Annotated in this window: 15 protein-coding genes; 13 read left to right on the top strand and 2 right to left on the bottom strand. The window is 51.8% G+C overall.

Translation table 11 applies throughout. The annotated features are described in order from the left end of the window. Positions 1 to 38: 38 nt before the first annotated feature. The 5 genes from BM412_RS16160 to BM412_RS16140 all read left to right on the top strand — a co-directional run bounded on the left by BM412_RS16160 (position 39) and on the right by BM412_RS16140 (position 5150). Positions 39 to 1652, top strand: a complete 1614-nt coding sequence (locus BM412_RS16160; RefSeq protein ID WP_091219899.1) for a recombinase family protein — start codon at positions 39 to 41, stop codon at positions 1650 to 1652. A gap of 9 nt (positions 1653 to 1661) precedes the next feature. Next, positions 1662 to 2168 (top strand): RNA polymerase sporulation sigma factor SigK, encoded by a 507-nt coding sequence (sigK, locus tag BM412_RS16155; protein ID WP_091219897.1) that lies wholly within the window; start codon positions 1662 to 1664, stop codon positions 2166 to 2168. Between the two features lie 231 nt (positions 2169 to 2399). After that, a complete protein-coding gene (locus BM412_RS16150) occupies positions 2400 to 3296 on the top strand; it encodes a nucleoside hydrolase (protein WP_177245855.1) in 897 nt (298 codons plus the stop codon). A gap of 28 nt (positions 3297 to 3324) precedes the next feature. Further along, positions 3325 to 4233, top strand: a complete 909-nt coding sequence (gene rbsK / locus BM412_RS16145) for a ribokinase (RefSeq protein WP_091219891.1) — start codon at positions 3325 to 3327, stop codon at positions 4231 to 4233. Positions 4234 to 4244: 11 nt separating this feature from the next. Continuing rightward, the gene (locus tag BM412_RS16140) at positions 4245 to 5150 is read left to right on the top strand and encodes an AraC family transcriptional regulator (protein ID WP_091219888.1); all 906 of its coding nucleotides are present in this window, start codon (positions 4245 to 4247) and stop codon (positions 5148 to 5150) included. Positions 5151 to 5200: 50 nt separating this feature from the next. On the opposite strand, the gene BM412_RS16135 is transcribed toward BM412_RS16140, so the two are convergent. Beyond that, a complete protein-coding gene (locus tag BM412_RS16135; RefSeq protein ID WP_091219886.1) occupies positions 5201 to 5983 on the bottom strand; it encodes a phytanoyl-CoA dioxygenase family protein in 783 nt (260 codons plus the stop codon). A 219-nt stretch (positions 5984 to 6202) separates the two neighbouring features. On the opposite strand from BM412_RS16135, the gene BM412_RS16130 reads away from it, so the two are divergent. The 8 genes from BM412_RS16130 to BM412_RS16095 all read left to right on the top strand — a co-directional run bounded on the left by BM412_RS16130 (position 6203) and on the right by BM412_RS16095 (position 17462). Then, positions 6203 to 7717: an RICIN domain-containing protein gene (locus tag BM412_RS16130; RefSeq protein WP_091219885.1), complete on the top strand. Its 1515-nt coding sequence runs from the start codon at positions 6203 to 6205 to the stop codon at positions 7715 to 7717. A 196-nt stretch (positions 7718 to 7913) separates the two neighbouring features. Next, positions 7914 to 9713: a sensor histidine kinase gene (locus BM412_RS16125; RefSeq protein WP_177245854.1), complete on the top strand. Its 1800-nt coding sequence runs from the start codon at positions 7914 to 7916 to the stop codon at positions 9711 to 9713. After that, entirely contained in the window at positions 9714 to 11381 is a 1668-nt protein-coding gene (locus tag BM412_RS16120; RefSeq protein ID WP_091219879.1) for a response regulator, read from the top strand. A gap of 141 nt (positions 11382 to 11522) precedes the next feature. Continuing rightward, a complete protein-coding gene (locus BM412_RS16115) occupies positions 11523 to 13250 on the top strand; it encodes a type 2 periplasmic-binding domain-containing protein (protein ID WP_091219877.1) in 1728 nt (575 codons plus the stop codon). A 73-nt stretch (positions 13251 to 13323) separates the two neighbouring features. Continuing rightward, entirely contained in the window at positions 13324 to 14253 is a 930-nt protein-coding gene (locus tag BM412_RS16110; protein ID WP_091219875.1) for an ABC transporter permease, read from the top strand. Positions 14254 to 14266: 13 nt separating this feature from the next. Beyond that, the gene (locus BM412_RS16105) at positions 14267 to 15145 is read left to right on the top strand and encodes a carbohydrate ABC transporter permease (protein WP_091219872.1); all 879 of its coding nucleotides are present in this window, start codon (positions 14267 to 14269) and stop codon (positions 15143 to 15145) included. A 43-nt stretch (positions 15146 to 15188) separates the two neighbouring features. Then, positions 15189 to 16151 carry a glycoside hydrolase family protein gene (locus tag BM412_RS16100; RefSeq protein ID WP_091219870.1) on the top strand — a complete coding sequence of 321 codons (963 nt, stop codon included), beginning with the start codon at positions 15189 to 15191 and terminating at the stop codon, positions 16149 to 16151. A gap of 210 nt (positions 16152 to 16361) precedes the next feature. Further along, positions 16362 to 17462, top strand: coding sequence for a polysaccharide deacetylase family protein (locus tag BM412_RS16095; RefSeq protein ID WP_091219868.1), 1101 nt, complete (start codon positions 16362 to 16364; stop codon positions 17460 to 17462). A gap of 729 nt (positions 17463 to 18191) precedes the next feature. Here BM412_RS16095 and BM412_RS16090 read toward each other — a convergent pair. Beyond that, a complete protein-coding gene (locus tag BM412_RS16090) occupies positions 18192 to 18731 on the bottom strand; it encodes a hypothetical protein (RefSeq protein WP_091219866.1) in 540 nt (179 codons plus the stop codon). Between the last annotated feature and the right edge of the window lie 9 nt (positions 18732 to 18740).

Raw genomic sequence — 18740 nt, 5'->3', positions numbered from 1 at the left:
CCGGCGAATGAGCCTCTGCAAGGAAGGAGGTAAAGCTGATGTATACCGCTGTTTACGCTCGGGTGTCGACAGGCATGCAAGCGATGGAGGGAACCAGCTTGGACGGCCAAGTGGAGCTTTGCATCAAGAAAGCTAATGAGCTCAACGTAGCTGCTGCAACGATTAAAGTGTATAAGGAAGAGGGCGTTAGCGGCGAGGATATCGACCGTCCGGCTATGAACCAGCTTCGACAGGATATCGGTGCAGGGCTTGTTTCGCAGATCATCATTACGCATCCGGACAGATTATCTCGCGATCTCACAGACAAGCTGTTCATCTGCCGCGAGTTCGAGGCCAAGCACGTGCAATTGATGTTCGTGGACACCGAATATAAAAACACCCCGGAAGGGCAGCTCTTTTTTAACCTGATCAGTGTTATTGCGCAATATGAGTTGGCATTGATAAAGAAGAGAACCGTTCGGGGACGCTTAAAAGCAGTCGAGAAGGATAAAAAGATCATGCCGATGCGTGTCCCGCCATATGGGTATGATCGGATCGGCAGCAGTTTGGTCATCAATGAGAACGAAGCAAGGTTTGTGCAGCTCATTTATCAATGGTACGTCCATGACAACCTGACGATGAGGGAGATTGGAACACGATTGGTTGAAATGGGAGCCGAACCGAAGAGGGCAGAAAGCAAAGTATGGAATGCCAGTTCCATACACCGAATATTGAGAAGCGAAATTTATGTCGGGAAGTATTATTACAATCGCAGGTGTACTCAGAAAGTCAAAGGAGAACGAACTCAAACGGGAGCACCTAAGAAGACCTACTCAATTCGCAACGAAAGCGACTGGATTGTGGTCGAGGTGCCGGCGATCATTGATGACCGTTTATTTCAATTGGTGCAAGAGCAGCGCGTAAAGAACACTAAAGATGGGGGCAACCGGAAGTACGAGTTTTTGCTCCGATCGTTGTTAAGGTGTGGGCATTGCGGCCGTAAATGGGAGGGGACAACGTATTCAGGACGAATCAACAAGTCCACGGGGACAAGGGAGAAATATAAATGTTACCGGTGTCCGAACCGAAATCCAAGGAGGTTTGGCCATTCGATTAAGCCTTGCCCGACACCTTCCATACGAGCGGATCTGCTTGATGACTATGTATGGCGATTAGTGATGGAAGTGGTTTCCGATCCGACGGCGTATATGGGGCGATTAGATAAAAACAAGGAGTCTGCATTTGACGAGTTCGTGATCCTGGCAGATTCCATTCAGAGGCTGATTTCTACAAAGGAGAAGCAAACGGATAAAATCAAAAGGATGTTTAAGAAGGATTTAATCGATGAAGATGAGCTGGAGTCGGAACTCAGATCGTTAAAGGCTGAGATGGCGGAGTTGCGGCAACGGTATGCGTCATGCCAAGAGCAAATGCGCTTCATGATGCTGGAAGCATTAGCTATGAAAGAAAACCAGTTGGTTTTAGATAAAATAAATAGGTTTGTTGTGAGCAATGGTGAAAGCTTGGCGTTTGACGCTAAGAGACATATTATCCAATCATTGGTCGATGAATTGCTGATCAGGTGTGAGGATATGACCGTGCATATTACTGCAGTTGGTCACTTAGACGTTCTCTTGAGCGAGCATGGAAGAATGGAGTTTACATCGGGTTGAGTACACAATATCAAGAAATTCGACAACACCGGCGAAGATCTGGAAGACCTCATCTCGATCGGCACGATCGGGCTTATCAAAGCCATTGAAAGCTTCCAGACGGGAAAAGGGACGAAACTGGCGACATTTGCGGCTCGTTGTATTGAAAATGAAATTTTGATGCATTTGCGCTCATTGAAGAAGACGCGCAAGGATGTTTCCCTCCACGATCCGATCGGAACGGATAAGGAAGGCAACGAAATCACCTTAATCGACATCCTCGGCACGGAAGCCGATGATGTAGCGGAGAAAGTACAGCTCAAAATCGAGAAAAGCAAGATTTATAAAAATTTAGATATATTGGATGACCGCGAGAAGGAAGTCGTCGTCGGCCGATTCGGCCTGATCGCAGGCGGCGAGGAACGGACGCAGCGGGAAATCGCGAAGGAGCTCGGCATCTCGCGTTCGTATGTGTCGCGCATTGAGAAGCGTGCGCTGATGAAGCTGTACCATGAGTTTTATAAGGCGAAGAAGTGATTAGAGTTATATAAATTGTGTTATATACGGCTCATAAACAGCCACCGCTGAATGACTTATTCCGCGGTGGCTGTTTTTTTGTCCGCGAAATGGCCAACAGGAAGTGCAAAAAAGTCAGTCAACGGATCGCAGTAGTCGAAGCAGCCGGAACGATTCTATAATGAAGCTGACTCGGTGCTATCACACGAACATCGAGCTTAACCGTCAATGGATATGGGAGGATCATCAAATATGACCATTCGCATTTTGCTGGATACGGATATTGGACCGGATTGTGATGACGTAGGCGCGGTAGCGGTTTTACATGCTCTTGAGAAGCTGGGGGAAGTGAGAATTGCCGGCATGACGCATTGCACATCCAGCCAATGGGGCGCCGGTTGCCTCGACGCATTAAACAGGTTCTACGGAAGGGGCGACATACCAATCGGTACACTTACAATGCCGGGGTTCCTCGATGGTGATAGCGGATATGCGAAATACAACAAAGGAATTACGCTGGGCTATCCGAATCGCTATCAAACGGAGCCTGCTCCCGATGCGGTGGAGACGATGAGGAAGGTGCTTGCCGAAGGCGAGGACGGCGAGACGGTCATTGTAGCGATCGGACCGCTAATCAATGTAATGAATCTGCTTGAATCAGAAGGAGATCTCTATTCTCCGCTTAATGGGATGCAGCTCGTGTCCGCGAAAGTAAGCATGTTGATTGCGATGGGGGGACATTTTCCGGCAGGGAAAGAGTGGAACTTCGAAATGCACCCGGCTTCTGCCGCTTATGTCGTCGCGAAATGGCCGACGCCAATCGTGTTCAGCGGGTTTGAGATCGGTGCCCCGATTCACACGGGCCGTAGTTTGACCGCGGACTTGCCGGATACGCATCCGCTTCGTAAAGCGTACGAGTGGTACGTGGGCGAAGGCGAGACAAGGCATAGCTGGGATTTGACTGCTGTACTTTATGCCGCGAGAGGGCATCATCCGTTCTGGGAGCTTGAATCCGGTACTGCAACCGTTGACGCGCAAACCGGTGCTAACGACTGGAAGCACAATCCGAATGGGAATCACGCGTACTTAAAGGCGATAACAAGTCCGTCTCTGGTGGCTGAAGTATTGGATAATCTCATGACCCGTTAACCGGATAGAAAGGAATTTGGAATCAACCATGCCCAATAGACCGCGAATTGCAATTGCAGGAAGTTTGAATATGGACCTTGCCGTCTCCATGCAGCGAATGCCGAGGCAAGGGGAGACCGTGAAGGGCGAGCAGTTTCATGCCGTTCCCGGAGGGAAAGGCGCTAATCAAGCGCTAGCCTGCGCTCGGCTTGGCGCGGATGCTGCCTTAATCGGAGCAGTAGGAAACGATGCGTTCGGCTCCATGTTGAAGGAACAAATGGACGCAAATAACGTTCGTTCGGACGCTGTTGCAATCATCCAAGATGTACCTACCGGAATTGCTGCGATTCTGCATGCAGATCGCGACAATAGTATCGTTATCGTTGAAGGCGCGAATGGCCGCTGTACGCCTGGTTGGATTAAGCGGAATGCGGAGCTCATCCGGCAGGCACAGGTGCTTCTTGTTCAGCTCGAAATTCCATTGGAGTCGGTTAGAGAGGCACTGCAAATTGCGAGAGATTCCGGCGTCCTGACCGTCTTGAATCCAGCTCCATATGTGGAACTGCCGGATGACTTGCTTCGATTGGCTAATTATATAACGCCGAACGAAACGGAATTCGAGTGTCTTACCGGTGCTGTATACGGCACGGAAGAGGAGCTCGAAGCGGGGATGCGCCAATGGAGGATGGGAGGACCGACCTTACTCGTAACGCGAGGCGGTAAAGGCGTGTCTTTTCTGAAAGACGGAAGCCTGCACACGGTAAAAGCACCTCAGGTTGAAGTTGTAGATACGACAGGAGCGGGAGATTGCTTCAATGGGGCGTTCTGCGTGGCGATCGCAAGCGGGCTGGACTTGGCGGAAGCTGTTGCCTTCGGCGTCAAAGCCGCTTCGCTGTCGGTCACGAAGTTCGGCGCACAAGCGGGCATGCCTGCTTTGGAAGAGGTGCACGCAAGGTAAAGGAGGAAACTATGAAAATCTACGAGGACCGAGATTTCTTCCCGAAACCGTCGTATCCGTTCTTCATTGACCAGTATACCATTCGCAAAGGCGAAGTGATCCCGATGCATTCGCATAGCTTCTATGAACTCGTTTTCGTCGTGGAAGGCCACGCTTGGCATGAGTTTAGGGGCGAAACGCGAGAGCTGCAAGAAGGCGATGTGTTCATTGTCGATCCTCGGACAGCGCACAGATACCGGGGACGAGAGGACGGGGTGACTGTCGTCTACAACGTCATGTTTCAGCTGTCGCTGCTCGATAGGGAGCTCAGCAGCTTGAGCGAGATCGATGCTTTCGTCGATTTCTTCTACCTTGCGCCGTTTCTCCGCCGCTCTCCGCACAATATTCCTTATCTAAACGTGAAGGGCAGCACTCGCGCGAAGCTGGAAGGAAAGCTGCAAACGATCAGCTACGAAGATGAGCGGAAAGTGCCGGGGTATGAACTGATGGTGCGTTCCCAGCTCGTCGAATTCTTCGTCTGCCTTAGCCGGTATATGCTTGAGAATAGGAAGGAACCGGAAAGAGAACGGATCGAGGAGAAGGAATGGCTGTCTTGGGTCACGGCATTGCTGGGGGAAATCTACAACCAGCCGATATCCTTGAACCAATTCAGCAGGATGTGCGCGATGAGCCCTTCCGCGTTTGCTCAGAAGTTCAAGCAGCGTACGGGCAAGAGCTTTCTGCAATATAAACGTGAGCTTCAAATGAGCGAAGCTTGCCGTCTGCTGAGAGGTACGGACCGGAGCATCGTTGAGGTTGCGGGGGAAAGCGGCTATGACGATCTCAGCCACTTCTACCGGATCTTCCGCCGTCAATTCGGGTGCACGCCTCTACAATATCGAAATCATCAAGAAGCCCGCCCTTCCGCAGCGCGTTAGTTAGACGCGCTGCCGGATGGAGCGGGCTTTTCTTCGTTACATTAAGGCGCTTAAACCAGCTTCGGATAGAGAGGTCCGGCAATCGGAGCGCCTACAGTCAGGCTTGGATCCAGATCGCAAAGAATATGCGGCTGACCGCTGTAGATGGTGCCATCCGGCATGAAAATAATTGCGAGCACTCGCCGCGGCTTGTCGGTCAGATTCGCATGGGCGTAATGGAAGGTAAGCCCGTCATGGAAGGTACAGCCGCCCGCCTTCATCGGAACGATGACCGGTCTGGTATTGCGCACGGATTCGCTCTCTTCGAAGGCGTATAGATCCTGCGGATTGACAAGGTCGACGGCGTTTAGCTTGCCTACCTGATGAGAGCCGGGAACGAACATCATACAGCCGTTTCGTTCATTGACGTCGTCGAGCGGAAGCCAGACGGACAATGCGCCGCGTTCTTTCATCGGCCAGTATGGAAGATCCTGATGCCAGGGCGTAGGCTTGGAGTCGCCGGGCATTTTGTACAGCAGATGGTCATGAAATACCCGGATGCCGTCCGCCCCGGTCAATTGTTTCGCCATGTCACCGAGCCGCCGGCTAAGCGAGAATTTAGAGATGCCGCCGTGGTCTCGCCATGTGTTGAAACGCTGGTTGAGTACGCGATAATAGCCGCGGTTGGTTTTGTCCGGCTGCGCGGATTGGGATACCTCGACATTCATCGCTTCATCTGCGCATAGGCGAAGCTCTCGAAGCTCGTCTGCGCCTATGACGTCGTCCAATTGAACGAAACCGTTCTGCCGATAAAAGGCGATTTTCTCCTCTTGAAGCGCTATGGTGTTGTACATGATTCCATTCTCCTCTGCTTGGAATGTCACTGCCTACTTTCGTTATACCAATGAGGAAGCACGGCGGTCTTGGCATTTATGGCGAAATTCATTGGACATTTTTAAGGTCAATAGAAGACAGCGGCGAGAGTAAAGGAATCAAAGTAGCTTGACCGCGATTTCGTAGATTAAGATATAGCTGCAAGTAGCAACTAAACATTCGAGGGGGAGTTTATAACGATGAAGAGGAAGTATCGCGTTATTCTTGCCGTAATTGCTCTGTATGGGTTGGTTCTCGGTCTGTTTGCAAGCGTATCGACTGCAGCCGTCACATGGAATGCCTCTACGCTGCAAAGCGTGGACGATCCGAGCGGCAATATTTACACGTACGCACCATCGGTTGTTGTGGATGGCAATACGGAGCATATCTATACCTGCCATAACAAGGTCAGCGGCAGCGTCCATGACAGTATTTACTATACGAAACGGGTGAATGGCACCGTCGTGGAGTCCAAGGAAGTGTTGGTTTCCGGTCCGAACGGAGCATGGGATGACTTCCACCTCTGCGATCCTTCCGTAGTGGCCGGCAAATTCAACTATAACGGCACGCTGTACAATTACGCGATGTTTTACCTCGGGAACAACGATGATTGCAGCTGCAATAATCAAATCGGCGTTGCGTTCTCCAACGATCTATCGGCGAATTCATGGGTAAAATATCCGAATGCGATCGTTCAGCATCCTACGGACGGCACATGGGGACTCGGACAGCCGGCAGCCACAAGCGTTGACGGTAACGGAAGAGTGCTCCTGTTCTACACCGGAGAGGAGCCGCAAGCGAACAATGACTGGGGCGCTTGGCGACGCGACATTAACCTGAACAACCTGTCTGCCCCATCGATAGGGGCACCGGTCAAGCTGACGACCTCCGGGCTGAACGGAACGGACGGAGCCGCCGATTACCTGAATAATTTCGACGTCGCCTACGACGGCGCGCGCGATCGGTTCTTCATCATTCGTGAAATGCATCCGTACCCTGCCAGCGATCCGAACTTTATCGGAGACAGCCTGGAGGTCGCCAGCATTCCGGCGGCGAATATCTGGAGCGGCGGCGGTACCTGGCAGCGCGAGGCTGTTATTTCCCCTTCATTGACCGGTTTCGCCCGCAACCATAACGGCGGCATCGCCCGTAATGCATGGGGCGTGCTCCCATCCTCGACTTCGTTCAAAGCGGTGTTTACGGATTCCTGCGCGAATTGCGGCAATTCCCTGTGGAGCTACGATCTATGGTCGATCACGGGCTCCCTGACCGATGGAGCGGGCGGCGGCGGAAGCAGTATCGAGTCGGGTAAGACGTATGCGCTGTATAACCGGAAGACGAATAATGTGCTCGATTGCTACACCTCCACGAATGGTTCGCAGTGCTATACCTGGGATTGGACGAATGTGGCAAACCAGAAGTGGATCATCACGGATGTCGGCGGCGGTTATTACAAAATGATCAATGCCTATAGTAATAAGGCGCTGGATAACTATGACGCGACGAATGGAAGCTCCGTCTACGCATGGGACTATGTCAGCGGCATTGATCAGCAGTGGCAGATCATCGCTACTAGCGACGGCTACTATAAGATCATCAACAAGAAGACGGGCAAAGCGTTGGACGCTTATAATGATGTCAACGGAGATCCAACTTATGCCTGGGATTATGTGAACGGACTCGACCAGCAGTGGCAGCTTGTGAAGCTGAACTAATGGCCAATATGCTTCTGACAAGCCGGCAGCCCTCAGGGGAGCCGGCTTTTGATCGTGGCGGGCAGTCAACAGAAGTCAGTCAAGAAAATGCAGTGGCGACCTTCCTTTGGCATCAGATACAATGAAGTATCCGGGCATTCCTCGTGACATCGAGCGGAAATCGCCTGCTGCTATCGTTTCCAGGGAGGGCATACTATTGAAAGCGCTTCAAACACTTCGTTCCCGTATCCGATTCCGTATCTATGAGAAGCTTGTAACCGCCTTTCTCCTGACGCTGATCCCGATTCTAACGATCAGCTTCCTCGTGACGCTCTCCAGTGAAGCCACGATTCGCAAAGATATTTCCGTATCGCTTCGTTCCAAGGTGCATTCCTATTTAAGTACGTTTGAAACCGAGATGACCCGGATTATCCGGATGAAGGAAAGATACATGGTCGATGAAGACGTACAGAATCTCATCATGTTTCATGAGATCATGCCATTCGACGAACAGCGGACGGCGATGCTTTCGATTCAGGAGAAGCTGCGCCAATTTCGCGATTCCAGCTTGTTCGTTGAAGGATTAAAGCTGATGGTGCCCGAGCTGGGGCGCGATATTCAGGATGAACGCATCGATCATAATTTTCCGGCCGACGAGATTAATGCTTTGCGGGAAATGCGCAGAACTCGCCAGATTCTCATGCCGGTGAACGGTAAACTGATCCTTGGCGACAGCTATCCGAACGATGCCATGTCCATGCAAACCCCTGAAGCTTGGCTGGAGGTGGTGCTCTCCACGGCGGATATCGAGACTTCACTGCTCCAGTTCTCCGAGTTTCGGGACGGCCAGGCCGTGCTCTTCGATCAAGGCGGCAAATGGACGCTTGGCATTCCGCCGAAGCAGAAGCACGAATCGGATAAGCCGGCGGCAAACTCGCTTACGGTACCGACGAATGTGCTTCAGGCGGCTACAAAAGACGGCATTGGGCGATTTGAGTTGGATGGCACGATGTATTATTTTGCGAGGGAGACGTCTGAACTTCTTCATGTTACTTTGCTCATGTACGTTCCCGAGAAGACGGTGCTGGGTCCGCTGGACTGGTACAAGCAGCTGCTCTGGATTCTCGCGGCGACGTCGATTCTCGTTATTCTCGTATTCTCCCTGTGGATTTACAGGTTAATTCATAGACCTATTCAGCGGCTTACGATGGCTTTCCGGCAGCTGGAGAAGGGCGAATTTCAGCAGTCGCTGGCTTTGCAATACCGGTACAAGGACCAGTTCTCAGACTTATATCAGCAGTTTAACTATATGTCCTCGCGGCTCAAACAGCTCATTCAGGACGTGTATGAGCAGGAGCTCAGTCTGAAACGCGCAGAGCTCAAACAGCTGCAGTCTCAAATCAATCCGCATTTTCTCTATAATATTTTCTTTCTGCTCAACCGTATCTTGCAATTCGAGGACGTTGACAATGCCAAAGCACTAACCCGCAATCTGGGCACGTACTTCCGATATATTACGCGAAGCTCCAGCGACGAAGTAGAGCTTCAGCAAGAGATGGATCATGTCCGTTCGTACGCTGCCATTCAATCGATTCGTTTCGGCAGCAAGCTTCAGATTGAACTCGAAGAATTGCCCAGCGAGGCTAAGACCATCCGCGTCCCAAGGCTGATTCTGCAGCCAATCGTGGAGAACGCGTTCGAATACGGATTGGAGGATCACCCCGATCAAGGACAGCTGCGCATCAGCTGCGCCATACATGCCGGCATGCTCACCATTCAAGTTGAAGATAACGGGGAGAATTTATCGGACGATGTGCTCAAGGATATCTCCTCCAGAATGAAAATCAGAGATGCCGCGGTCGAAACGACCGGCATGCTCAATGTCCACCACAGGCTTCAATTGAGCTTGGGCTCCAGCGCGGGATTATCGTTATCGCGAAGCGCGCTTGGCGGTTTGGCCGTGCGCATTCATATCCCGGCACCGGACAACGGCAATGCGAATAAGGGGGATGTTTAAATGTACCGTTTGATGATCGTAGACAATGAGGAATATGTCGTTAACGGACTGGTTGATTTGTTCAGCCGGTTGAATGATCCCGATATGGAGCTGGAGGTTATCGGCGCGTACTCATCTAAGGATGCCCTTGAACTGATGATGCGGACCAAAATCGATATCGTCATCAGCGACATCCGGATGCCGGGCATGAGCGGCTTGGAGCTGCAGCGCATCATTCAGGGCCGCTGGTCCCGCTGCAAAACGATCTTCCTGTCCGGTTATGACGATTTCAACTATGCCCAAGAGGCCATGCGATACGGCTCGGTTAATTATATTCTGAAGACCGAGGGCGACGAAGTCATCATCGAAGCGGTTAAGCGGGCCATTCACCTGCTTCGCGATGATTCCGAGCTCCAGCAGATCGTGCAGCAGGCGAAACTGCAGCTGCAGAAAGCGATCACGCCGCTGCAGCGGGAGTATTTCAGCATTATGCTCAATGGAGATCCTTATGCGTTCCGGCAGATGGAGAAGCAATTCGCCGAGCTGGACATTCCGCTGTCGCCGAATAAGCCCGTCTTTGTCGTGGCGGGGCGTATTGACGAATGGAACGAGCAATATGGCTATTACGATCAATCGCTGCTGCTGTATGGGCTGCAAAATATCGCCAAAGAGTATTTGTCGCTCTCGGCTGTCCACGTATCCTTCGTTCACGACCGGTCGCGCGTCGTTTGGTTTATTCAACCCGTTTCGGAAGACAACGCGCCTTCGCCTGTCTTGCGGGATCATTTGTGGCGGATGACCAGGCACTTCATATATGGCACGTTCGAGAGTATTCAATCGACCTGTCTCGATCTGCTGCATCTGCCGATCTCGGTAGCCATCAGCCGGGACTGCGTTTCGTGGGACAACGTCGGACGCGTATATGCGCAATTGGGCAAATATTTTCAATCCGGCACCAAGAAGCAGCTGCTTGTCGTTGAAGGGGAACGTATTGACGAGCAGACGGTACAAGAAGAGGTCTTGGTAGATACGAAACAGCTCATGACCCAATACGAGCTCTTAAGCTATAACCTGGAACATCAACAGCAGTCCGCGTTCCATCAAATTCTCCGCAACCTGCTCGATATAGGAAGCCATGCGTCTCGGCATGGCAATTGGCTGCTCGCGACTCAGATAAGCACGACGGTGCTTTCGATCATCCAGCCGTATGCGAAGATCTTGCCGCAGCCGGATTCGGCGGTCGCTCAGGCCTCTTATAACCCCGAGCTGCTGTTAAACTGGCACGAAGCCGAAGCGGAAATCAAGAAGCGGGCCGAAGCTTTGTTCGAGCATAAGAAGACAGATGCGGAGACCGAAGGGGATGAGATTATCCATAAGGTCAATGCGTTCATTCAAAGCCGTCTGGGCGGCGATCTGACCTTGAATGCGATTGCCCAGGCAATCGGTCATAATCCTTCTTATCTCTCCCGGCTGTATAAGCATAAAGCAGGTCTAGGTTTGTCCGAATATATCATGGAGGCGAGATTGCGCCTGGCCAAGGAGCTTCTCGCGCAGCCTCAGTACAAAATCAGCGAAGTATCCAAAGGCGTCGGATTTCTGTCCGAACACTATTTCTATCGGTTCTTCAAGCGTGCCACCAAGCTGACTCCGCAAGAGTATCGCGAGCAGTTAGTCAATAAAGGCCAGTAAACGGCGTAAACAGAACGCAGTAGATGAAAGCGATTCACAGCTTCTATACTAAAGCTACCGAGAGGCCGGCTCTCCTAGGTTGATCAAGCGAAACAGGATAGGGCAATTCAGATGAGACGATTAATACGGGAGGTCAAGTAGATGAATAGAAGAAAATCGCTTGTCGTGCTGCTCGGCATGACGCTGGCCATGAGCAGTTTTCTGGGTGCATGCAGCTCGGGCAACAACAATAACGGGGCGAATGATGCGAAGAACGCGGCGGAGGGGTCGAACGCCGGCAATAATAAGGCGGCTGCTGCTAACAGCGACACAGCTTCGGACAATTCGGCTGCCACTACGGATCAGAAGCTGGATCCGATCAAGGTTGACTGGTATGTGGACCTCTCCTGGTGGAAGTATAACGGCGATCTGGGCAAAGATAAATTTTCTACTTTCGTTAGAGATCAGTTCGGACTAAACCTTAACTTCATAACGCCCGCTACGGATGACGGTCAGAAGCTTGCGGCTATGCTCGCATCGAGCAGCCTGCCGGACATCATTACGTACGAAGGCTGGAAGGACGACCCGGGCTACAAGCTGTATAAGAGCGGAAACCTCGCCCCGATGGACGAGTTGATCGCGAAGTACGCCCCTGAATTCAAGCCTTACCAGGATGTAGCGGATTGGTACCGCCAATCCGACGGTCACTTCTACGGCTTGCCGAACTACGCGTACTCTAAGAATGAACTGAAGCCGGGCGAGAGACTGGAGCCGAACAGCGGCTTTACGCTCCGCAAGGACATTATGGAGAAGCTGGGCAACCCGGACATCTCAACCGGAGATAAGTTCATGGCCGTGCTGGAGCGTGTAAAGAACGAGATCAAGACGTATGACGGCAAGCCAATCGTTCCGCTTCAGCTGTATGAGTTCAGCGACCAAGGGAACGGGTCGATGAACTGGCTGCAGCAGTATTTCGCGACACCGTTCGAATCGCCGGATGGCAAGTACCTTGATGTTCGCTTCCAGGAGAAGTACTGGGAAGGCGTGAAATTCCTGAACGAGGCTTATCGTAAAGGACTCATTTCGCAGGACAACTTCACCGACAAACGCGATCAAATTAATGAGAAGGTGGCAAGCGGACGTGTCTTCTCGCTGTTGACTGCCAGCCAGGACTTTAACGAGCAGTTCAAAACGTTGTTCAATGTCGATAATAACGCTCAATTCCAAGCGTTCGCGCTGCGCAATTACAACGGCGACGATCCCTATCTGCAAGATCTTCGCGGTTACGGCTGGCTGCTCACTTCCGTGAACAAGAATAGCAAAGCAGCTGACCGAATTACGAAGCTGATTGCTTACCTGAACAGCAAGGAAGGTCAAGATCTGGTCGCTTTCGGCTGGGAAGGCGAGACCTATACGAAAAATGCAGACGGTACGTACACCATGACGCCGGAGTACAAAGCAGGCGAAGCGAACGGCGAATCCGCGAAGAAGTACGGCATTGGCTTCAACCTCCAGCAGGATTGGCTGACCATTAAAGACCTGTACGCGAAACCGACGGAGCCGGTGGATATTTACCTGAACGACATGAAGAAGCCGCTTGTGGAATACAGCTATGACTTTAACGCAGCAACGCCGAAGTTCGATCCTGAGAATCCGCAATATAACGAAATGACCGAACTGCGCACCAAGCTCAATTTGCTATGGGGCCGTCTGCTTCCGAAGATGATCCTTGCAGGCTCCGAGGAGAAGGCGAAGCAAACGTACGACGATGCGATCGCGCAGATGAAGAAAGCCGGCTGGGATAAGCTGGATGCCTTTAACCAAGAAATGTACCAAGCGACGAAGAAACGCCTTGGCGTTGAGTTTGGCTGGCCGGGCAACATCAAGTAATATGGGAGAACCTGACGAGGCATGCTGCTGACAGGTAGCGGCATGCCTTGTTTATTGGGAAGGAGTGTGCAGCATGCACAAATCGGGCATCTTCATGCGGCTTGCCGCTCAATGGCAAATTCAGCTTATGTCCTGGCTCGGCCTGTTATTTATTCTCGTATTTGCCTATTTGCCCATGACCGGCGTCATTATGGCATTCAAGGACATGGATCACTCCTTCAATCTGATTCATGATATGTTTCATGCCCCTTGGGCAGGGTTTTCGTTCTTTGAGGAGTTTTTCAATGATGATCAATTCAGCGATATTTTGAAAAATACCGTACTTCTGAATCTGCTTCAGCTCATCATTAATTTTCCCGCGCCGATTATATTTGCCATCATGATCAATGAAGTGCTCCATACCCGTTTCAAGCGATTCGTGCAGTCGCTGTCCTATCTGCCTCATTTCCTGTCGTGGATCGTGTTTGGCGGCATTCTGACGACGCTGTTGTCCATGCAGGACGGCGTAGTGAACATTTTCTTGCTGAAGCTGGGTATCTTGAGCCGGCCCTTTGACTTTCTCGGCGATGCGAACCATTTCTGGGGACTGATTATCGGCACATCGCTGTTAAAAGGACTCGGCTGGGGTTCTATCATTTATTTGGCGGCGATAACTTCGATTGATTCCACGCTGTTCGAGGCAGCGACGATCGATGGCGCCGGACGCTTTCGCAAAATATGGCATATTACGATTCCGAGCATATCCGGGACGATTCTGATCTTCTTCTTGCTGTCGATCGGTAACCTGCTTAATTCTTCGTTCGACCAGATCTGGATCTTCCAATCGCCGCTCAATATCGACCGCAGCGAAGTGATCGATACATTTGTTTATCGGGTCGGCATAAAGGAAATGCGTTATTCTTATACGACCGCGGTAGGTTTGTTTAAGTCGGTCGTTGCGCTGCTGCTGCTTGTGACCGGTCATTACGCCAGCAAGCGAATTGCGGGCCGAGGCCTTTTCTAAAGGAGAGATTCTCATGGTAGGTATGAAACGCTGGGACCTGTTCACGGTCATCAACTATACGCTGCTGGCGGTTTTTTGCCTCATGACGTTGTATCCGCTCATCTATGTGCTCGCCGGTTCATTCAACGACGGGAACGACTATATGCGCGGAGGGGTGTACTTCTTCCCACGGGAGTTCAGTACGGCCAGCTACCGCATCGTATTCAAGGATGACCGGCTCATTTCGAGTCTGTTTATCTCGGTGATGCGTACCGGCATCGGGACGGCAACGAGCTTGCTATTCACGGCGATGGTGTCATACGCCATGTCGCGCCGGTATTTGATTGGCCGAAACGGGTATTATTGGATTCATCTTGCGACGTTATTTATCGGAGGCGGCTTGATTCCTTACTTCGTGCTGCTCAAGTACATGCACTTGCTCGATTCGTTCTGGGTGTACATTATTCCGTCGATCTTTTCGGTTTTCAATATGATTATTCTGCAAGGTTTCTTCCGGGAGCTGCCCGAGGAAATTCATGAGTCCGCTACGGTAGACGGCGCTTCGGAGTTTAAAATATTCGGCTTGCTGTTCCTCCCCTTGTCAGCCCCCGTGCTCGCGACGGTTGCGCTATGGAACGGCGTCGGACATTGGAACTCGTTCTTCGACGCGATGCTGTTCACGAACAGCGAGAAGCTGATGCCGCTGCAGCTGTATCTGATGAAGCTGATCAAGGAAGCGGATGTGCTGACGGCAAGCTCGCCATTCATTCCGCCGCAGATGAAGAAGCAGTTCAGCGCGCAAACCGTCCGCATGGCAGCTATAATGATCAGCACCGTGCCGATTCTCGTGCTGTTTCCGTTTCTGCAGCGCTATTTTGTGACGGGCATTATGGTGGGATCGTTAAAAGGATAATTGTTTCGCATTCCGTTGCGTAAAGAGAAGGGAGCTGCCCGGTATGGAGCTGGAATGGACGAGTGCGCTAACGGAATGTTTTGCGCCGTCGAAGTCCGAGATTTACAATTATGCGCCATGTGTCGTACAGACGGATGACAGAACGCGCTATGCCTTCTATTGCACGAATCTGGAGTCCGGCGTCATTGTGGACTACATCGGTTGGCGCAAGGGAGAGGAGCATACCGATGGTACGTGGAGCTGGGGCGAAGAGCAGATTGCCCTTTCGCCGGGCGAAACGGGCTGGGACTGCATCCATGTGTGCGACCCCGATCTGCTGCAAGGGGAATTCCGATATAAAGGGCATACGTATTCATGGGCGCTCTTCTATCTGGGCTGCGACCGTTTGGACTGCAACCATAACCAAATCGGTGTCGCATTCGCCGATTCGATTGAAGGTCCATGGATTAAATTCGATAGCAACCCGGTCATGCCGGGCGCGTTGGAATATTGGGGCACCGGTCAATGCACGCAGGTTACGATTGACGGCAAAGGGAAGTTCGATCTCATCTATCGCGACGCAGACGAGACGGGAGACAACTATAAGCTCGCTTCGTGCGACTTCTCGGATATGGACGCTTATGTGGTTGGAACACCGGTTTTGGTGTCAAAAGCAGGACTGCCGGTCGTGCCTCTGTGCATGTCGCATGTCGCATATGATCAGGTGAACGATAGAATAGTGCTCGTTGCGGAGAAGGATTGGGACGGTGTCGTGCGCTGCTGCCAAGAAATCGTCGTTGCTGCAATTTCGGGGGCTGCTTTTCGCAAGGGAGATGGGGTATGGGAGACGCTTGCGATTATCGATGAGTCGCTGACGGGTAGTTACGGCAATCACAATGCTGCGTTGTGCCGGGATCCGTTTGGCAGAGTGCCGGAACAGGATGAGCTCGGCATCTTCATTTCCTCTGCGACGCGGACATTTATTTGGTCTTTCCGGATTTGCGAGCTTCGGGCAAGGTTGAAGTAATAGCTCTTAGTGGTGCATGTATATTGATTTGCGCGAAAAGCCGCCTCTTTAGGCGGCTTTTGCATGTATCCAAGTCAGGTAAAACGCCATGTGCGCTTCATGTAATCGTGATTTGATCGCCAGGGCAACATTTGTCGAATTGGCTTCGTCGAATAATAGACCGTTGCGATTGGTTAAATCACCTTTACATTGAACCTCGGAGTTGACCTTATGTCCTTAAAAACCAGAAACGCGGTACTTAAGTGCTTACTGCTGGGACTGACTGCACTTTGCTGCGTATTGACCATCCAAACTTATCATGCACGAATACCGCTAGTGGGACGATTATTCTACGGTGGAGAGAGCGCGGCCGGTAACGGTGACTTAAAGCCTGGTCCCGTTGAACCTCACGGCATGTACTATAAGGATCACGTGATTGTGCTCATGTATCATGAAGTCATGAAGAAGCCGCACGATGCCGGCGCGTTATCCGTCGTTAAGTTTGAGCGCCAGCTTGAATTAATGAAGGCTAACAATTTTCATTGGATCACGATGGATCAGTATCGAGGATTCATTTTGCGGGGAGACCGTGTTCCGGAAAATGCGGTGCTGCTCACGTTCGACGACGGCTATGAATCTTTCTATCAGGATGTCTATCCGATCCTGCGCAAGTATAAAGCACCGGCAACCAACTTTCTAATCGTCAGCTCGGTGGGTAATCCTAGGCATGCCGGGGTTCCTAAACTGGATTGGGAGCAGGTAAGGGAGATGAGCCGGACAGGAATTTCATTTTACAGCCATTCCTTCGATTCTCATCGCTATGTGCCAAGGGATGCGAAGGGCAAGCAATTAATTGCTGCGTTGACCGGACCTGTTTATTTGAAAGATAAGGGCAGGAGGGAGACGAAGAAGGAATACATGCAGCGGGTAAAAGCTGATCTGGAGCAAGCGAATCTCATTTTGGAGCAGAAGCTCGGCACCTCGAACCATGTGCTTGCTTTCCCGTACGGCGCGTTCTCCAAGCCATTGCTGGATATTTGCGCACAGCTGGGCATCGACGTGACGCTGACGGTCAAAGATGGACTCGACAGCCCCCACCAAAACAACGGTTTCCGTCTAAACGCCGGTGGCGCGCAGAATAATCCCGACCTGCAGGTGGCGCTTATGAAACAAGCGATGGAGCGGCTTGGACACGCCCACTTCGACCTCGCACCTGAGCGAAAACGCGAGGCGTTATGGACATTCACCGCGATGCTAATCGTCGCCGCGTTATTGGCGGAATCGACCATCAAGCAGCGGCAGGAGAAACGGCGTGTGAGCAAAGCTGCATAATGAGTGTGATACGGTGGGGCATCCGCAACCGGCATGTTTCCCGATCTAACATGCTCATGAACGCCGGATGAGCAATGCTGAATAATGGGCGTGATACGGTGCAGTATGCCGCAATCGGGTGTCTCAAATTCTAACGAATCGTACAGGTCTTATTTCATCGATTTTCGGAGTTTCGAGATTCTAACGAATCACAGAGGTCTTATTTCGGAGGAAATGGCCTCAAGACACTCGAAATCCACCAAATAAGGCTGCTACGATTCGTTAGAATTTTTTTGGAGGTATTTTCGCTCAAATAAGGCCTGTAGGATTCGTTAGAGTATTTCGGGATATTGATGCCGGGGTTCGGGGGGCGGGTATTAGGTGTTAGGTGCCAGAAGCCGAATGCCGTGTGTCCAGTGTAGGATGCCGAATGCCGAACTCCGAATGTCGGGTGTGGGTGTGAGGTGTGGGCTGTGGGGTGTGGGGTGATGGGTGTAGGATGCCGAATGCCGAATGCCGAATATGAGGTGTAAGGTGCTGAATGCCAGATGTCGGGTGCCGGAAACCGGAAACCGGGGGCCGGTGCCAGGTGCAGAATGCCCGAGTGCCCCATGCCAAGCGAGCTGCACCCAATTTTACCAGCCGCCCCGCCACGCCGCAGCTGTCGCCTGCCGCCGGTCAAACCGGCAGCATTCCTCCTCGGCTGCTCCGAAGGGAAAAGCAGCTTGTCAGCCAAGGAGCTGGCTCCACTCAGAACGAAACAAACGCTTGCGTATGGCGAAGCAGATGCGACCGATCCCAGAGGTGGCGTTGCTCCTCGGTCCGAGCTGCTGCCGGCTCAGCGTTCCCATTGAGCTTCAACAGCGCTGACGCGATGAGCTCGGATCTCAGCGATCCCCAAGACTCCAGCTTGCTCTGAACGTAGCCGAAGCTCTCGAGCAGCGTCTGCCCCTTCATCCGCTGAAGGGGGGAAGCCCACATCACCAAGTCGCAATTCAAGTCTTTGCGAGGGATGGCAAACTCCGCTGCACCAACTGCTCCCGTATTCGTTGTGATCGCAATTAATCCGCAGAAATATTCGCTCGCGTGGCCCGGTGCCAGCTTATCCGCAAGCTCACTGTCAAAGCGAAAACATTCAATACGGCTTATCTTACACTGCTGCATAAACTCCAACGAATAGCCGATGACCGAATTTCTCAAATTGAGCAAAGCAATCAGCTGGGGAAGCGTATCTCGGTGATACTCGGCCGACTCGTCTATCGCCGCATGGTCAGGAATCGTGTTCAGCATCATGATCCT

Origin of the sequence: Paenibacillus sp. BC26, assembly GCF_900116125.1 — a bacterium.
Lineage (GTDB): Bacteria > Bacillota > Bacilli > Paenibacillales > Paenibacillaceae > Paenibacillus_Z > Paenibacillus_Z lignilyticus.
The sequence above is the reverse complement of the archived record's forward strand: the minus strand, read 5'-3'. Positions and strand labels throughout refer to the sequence as shown.

Excerpts from the sequence above, each read along its gene's own strand:
- BM412_RS16160 (WP_091219899.1), top strand. The coding sequence starts at position 39 with ATGTATACCGCTGTTTACGCTCGGGTGTCGACAGGCATGCAAGCGATG.
- BM412_RS16150 (WP_177245855.1), top strand. The coding sequence starts at position 2,400 with ATGACCATTCGCATTTTGCTGGATACGGATATTGGACCGGATTGTGAT.
- rbsK (WP_091219891.1), top strand. The coding sequence starts at position 3,325 with ATGCCCAATAGACCGCGAATTGCAATTGCAGGAAGTTTGAATATGGAC.
- BM412_RS16140 (WP_091219888.1), top strand. The coding sequence starts at position 4,245 with ATGAAAATCTACGAGGACCGAGATTTCTTCCCGAAACCGTCGTATCCG.
- BM412_RS16135 (WP_091219886.1), bottom strand. The coding sequence starts at position 5,983 with ATGTACAACACCATAGCGCTTCAAGAGGAGAAAATCGCCTTTTATCGG.
- BM412_RS16130 (WP_091219885.1), top strand. The coding sequence starts at position 6,203 with ATGAAGAGGAAGTATCGCGTTATTCTTGCCGTAATTGCTCTGTATGGG.
- BM412_RS16120 (WP_091219879.1), top strand. The coding sequence starts at position 9,714 with ATGTACCGTTTGATGATCGTAGACAATGAGGAATATGTCGTTAACGGA.
- BM412_RS16115 (WP_091219877.1), top strand. The coding sequence starts at position 11,523 with ATGAATAGAAGAAAATCGCTTGTCGTGCTGCTCGGCATGACGCTGGCC.
- BM412_RS16110 (WP_091219875.1), top strand. The coding sequence starts at position 13,324 with ATGCACAAATCGGGCATCTTCATGCGGCTTGCCGCTCAATGGCAAATT.
- BM412_RS16105 (WP_091219872.1), top strand. The coding sequence starts at position 14,267 with ATGGTAGGTATGAAACGCTGGGACCTGTTCACGGTCATCAACTATACG.
- BM412_RS16100 (WP_091219870.1), top strand. The coding sequence starts at position 15,189 with ATGGAGCTGGAATGGACGAGTGCGCTAACGGAATGTTTTGCGCCGTCG.
- BM412_RS16095 (WP_091219868.1), top strand. The coding sequence starts at position 16,362 with ATGTCCTTAAAAACCAGAAACGCGGTACTTAAGTGCTTACTGCTGGGA.
- BM412_RS16090 (WP_091219866.1), bottom strand. The coding sequence starts at position 18,731 with ATGCTGAACACGATTCCTGACCATGCGGCGATAGACGAGTCGGCCGAG.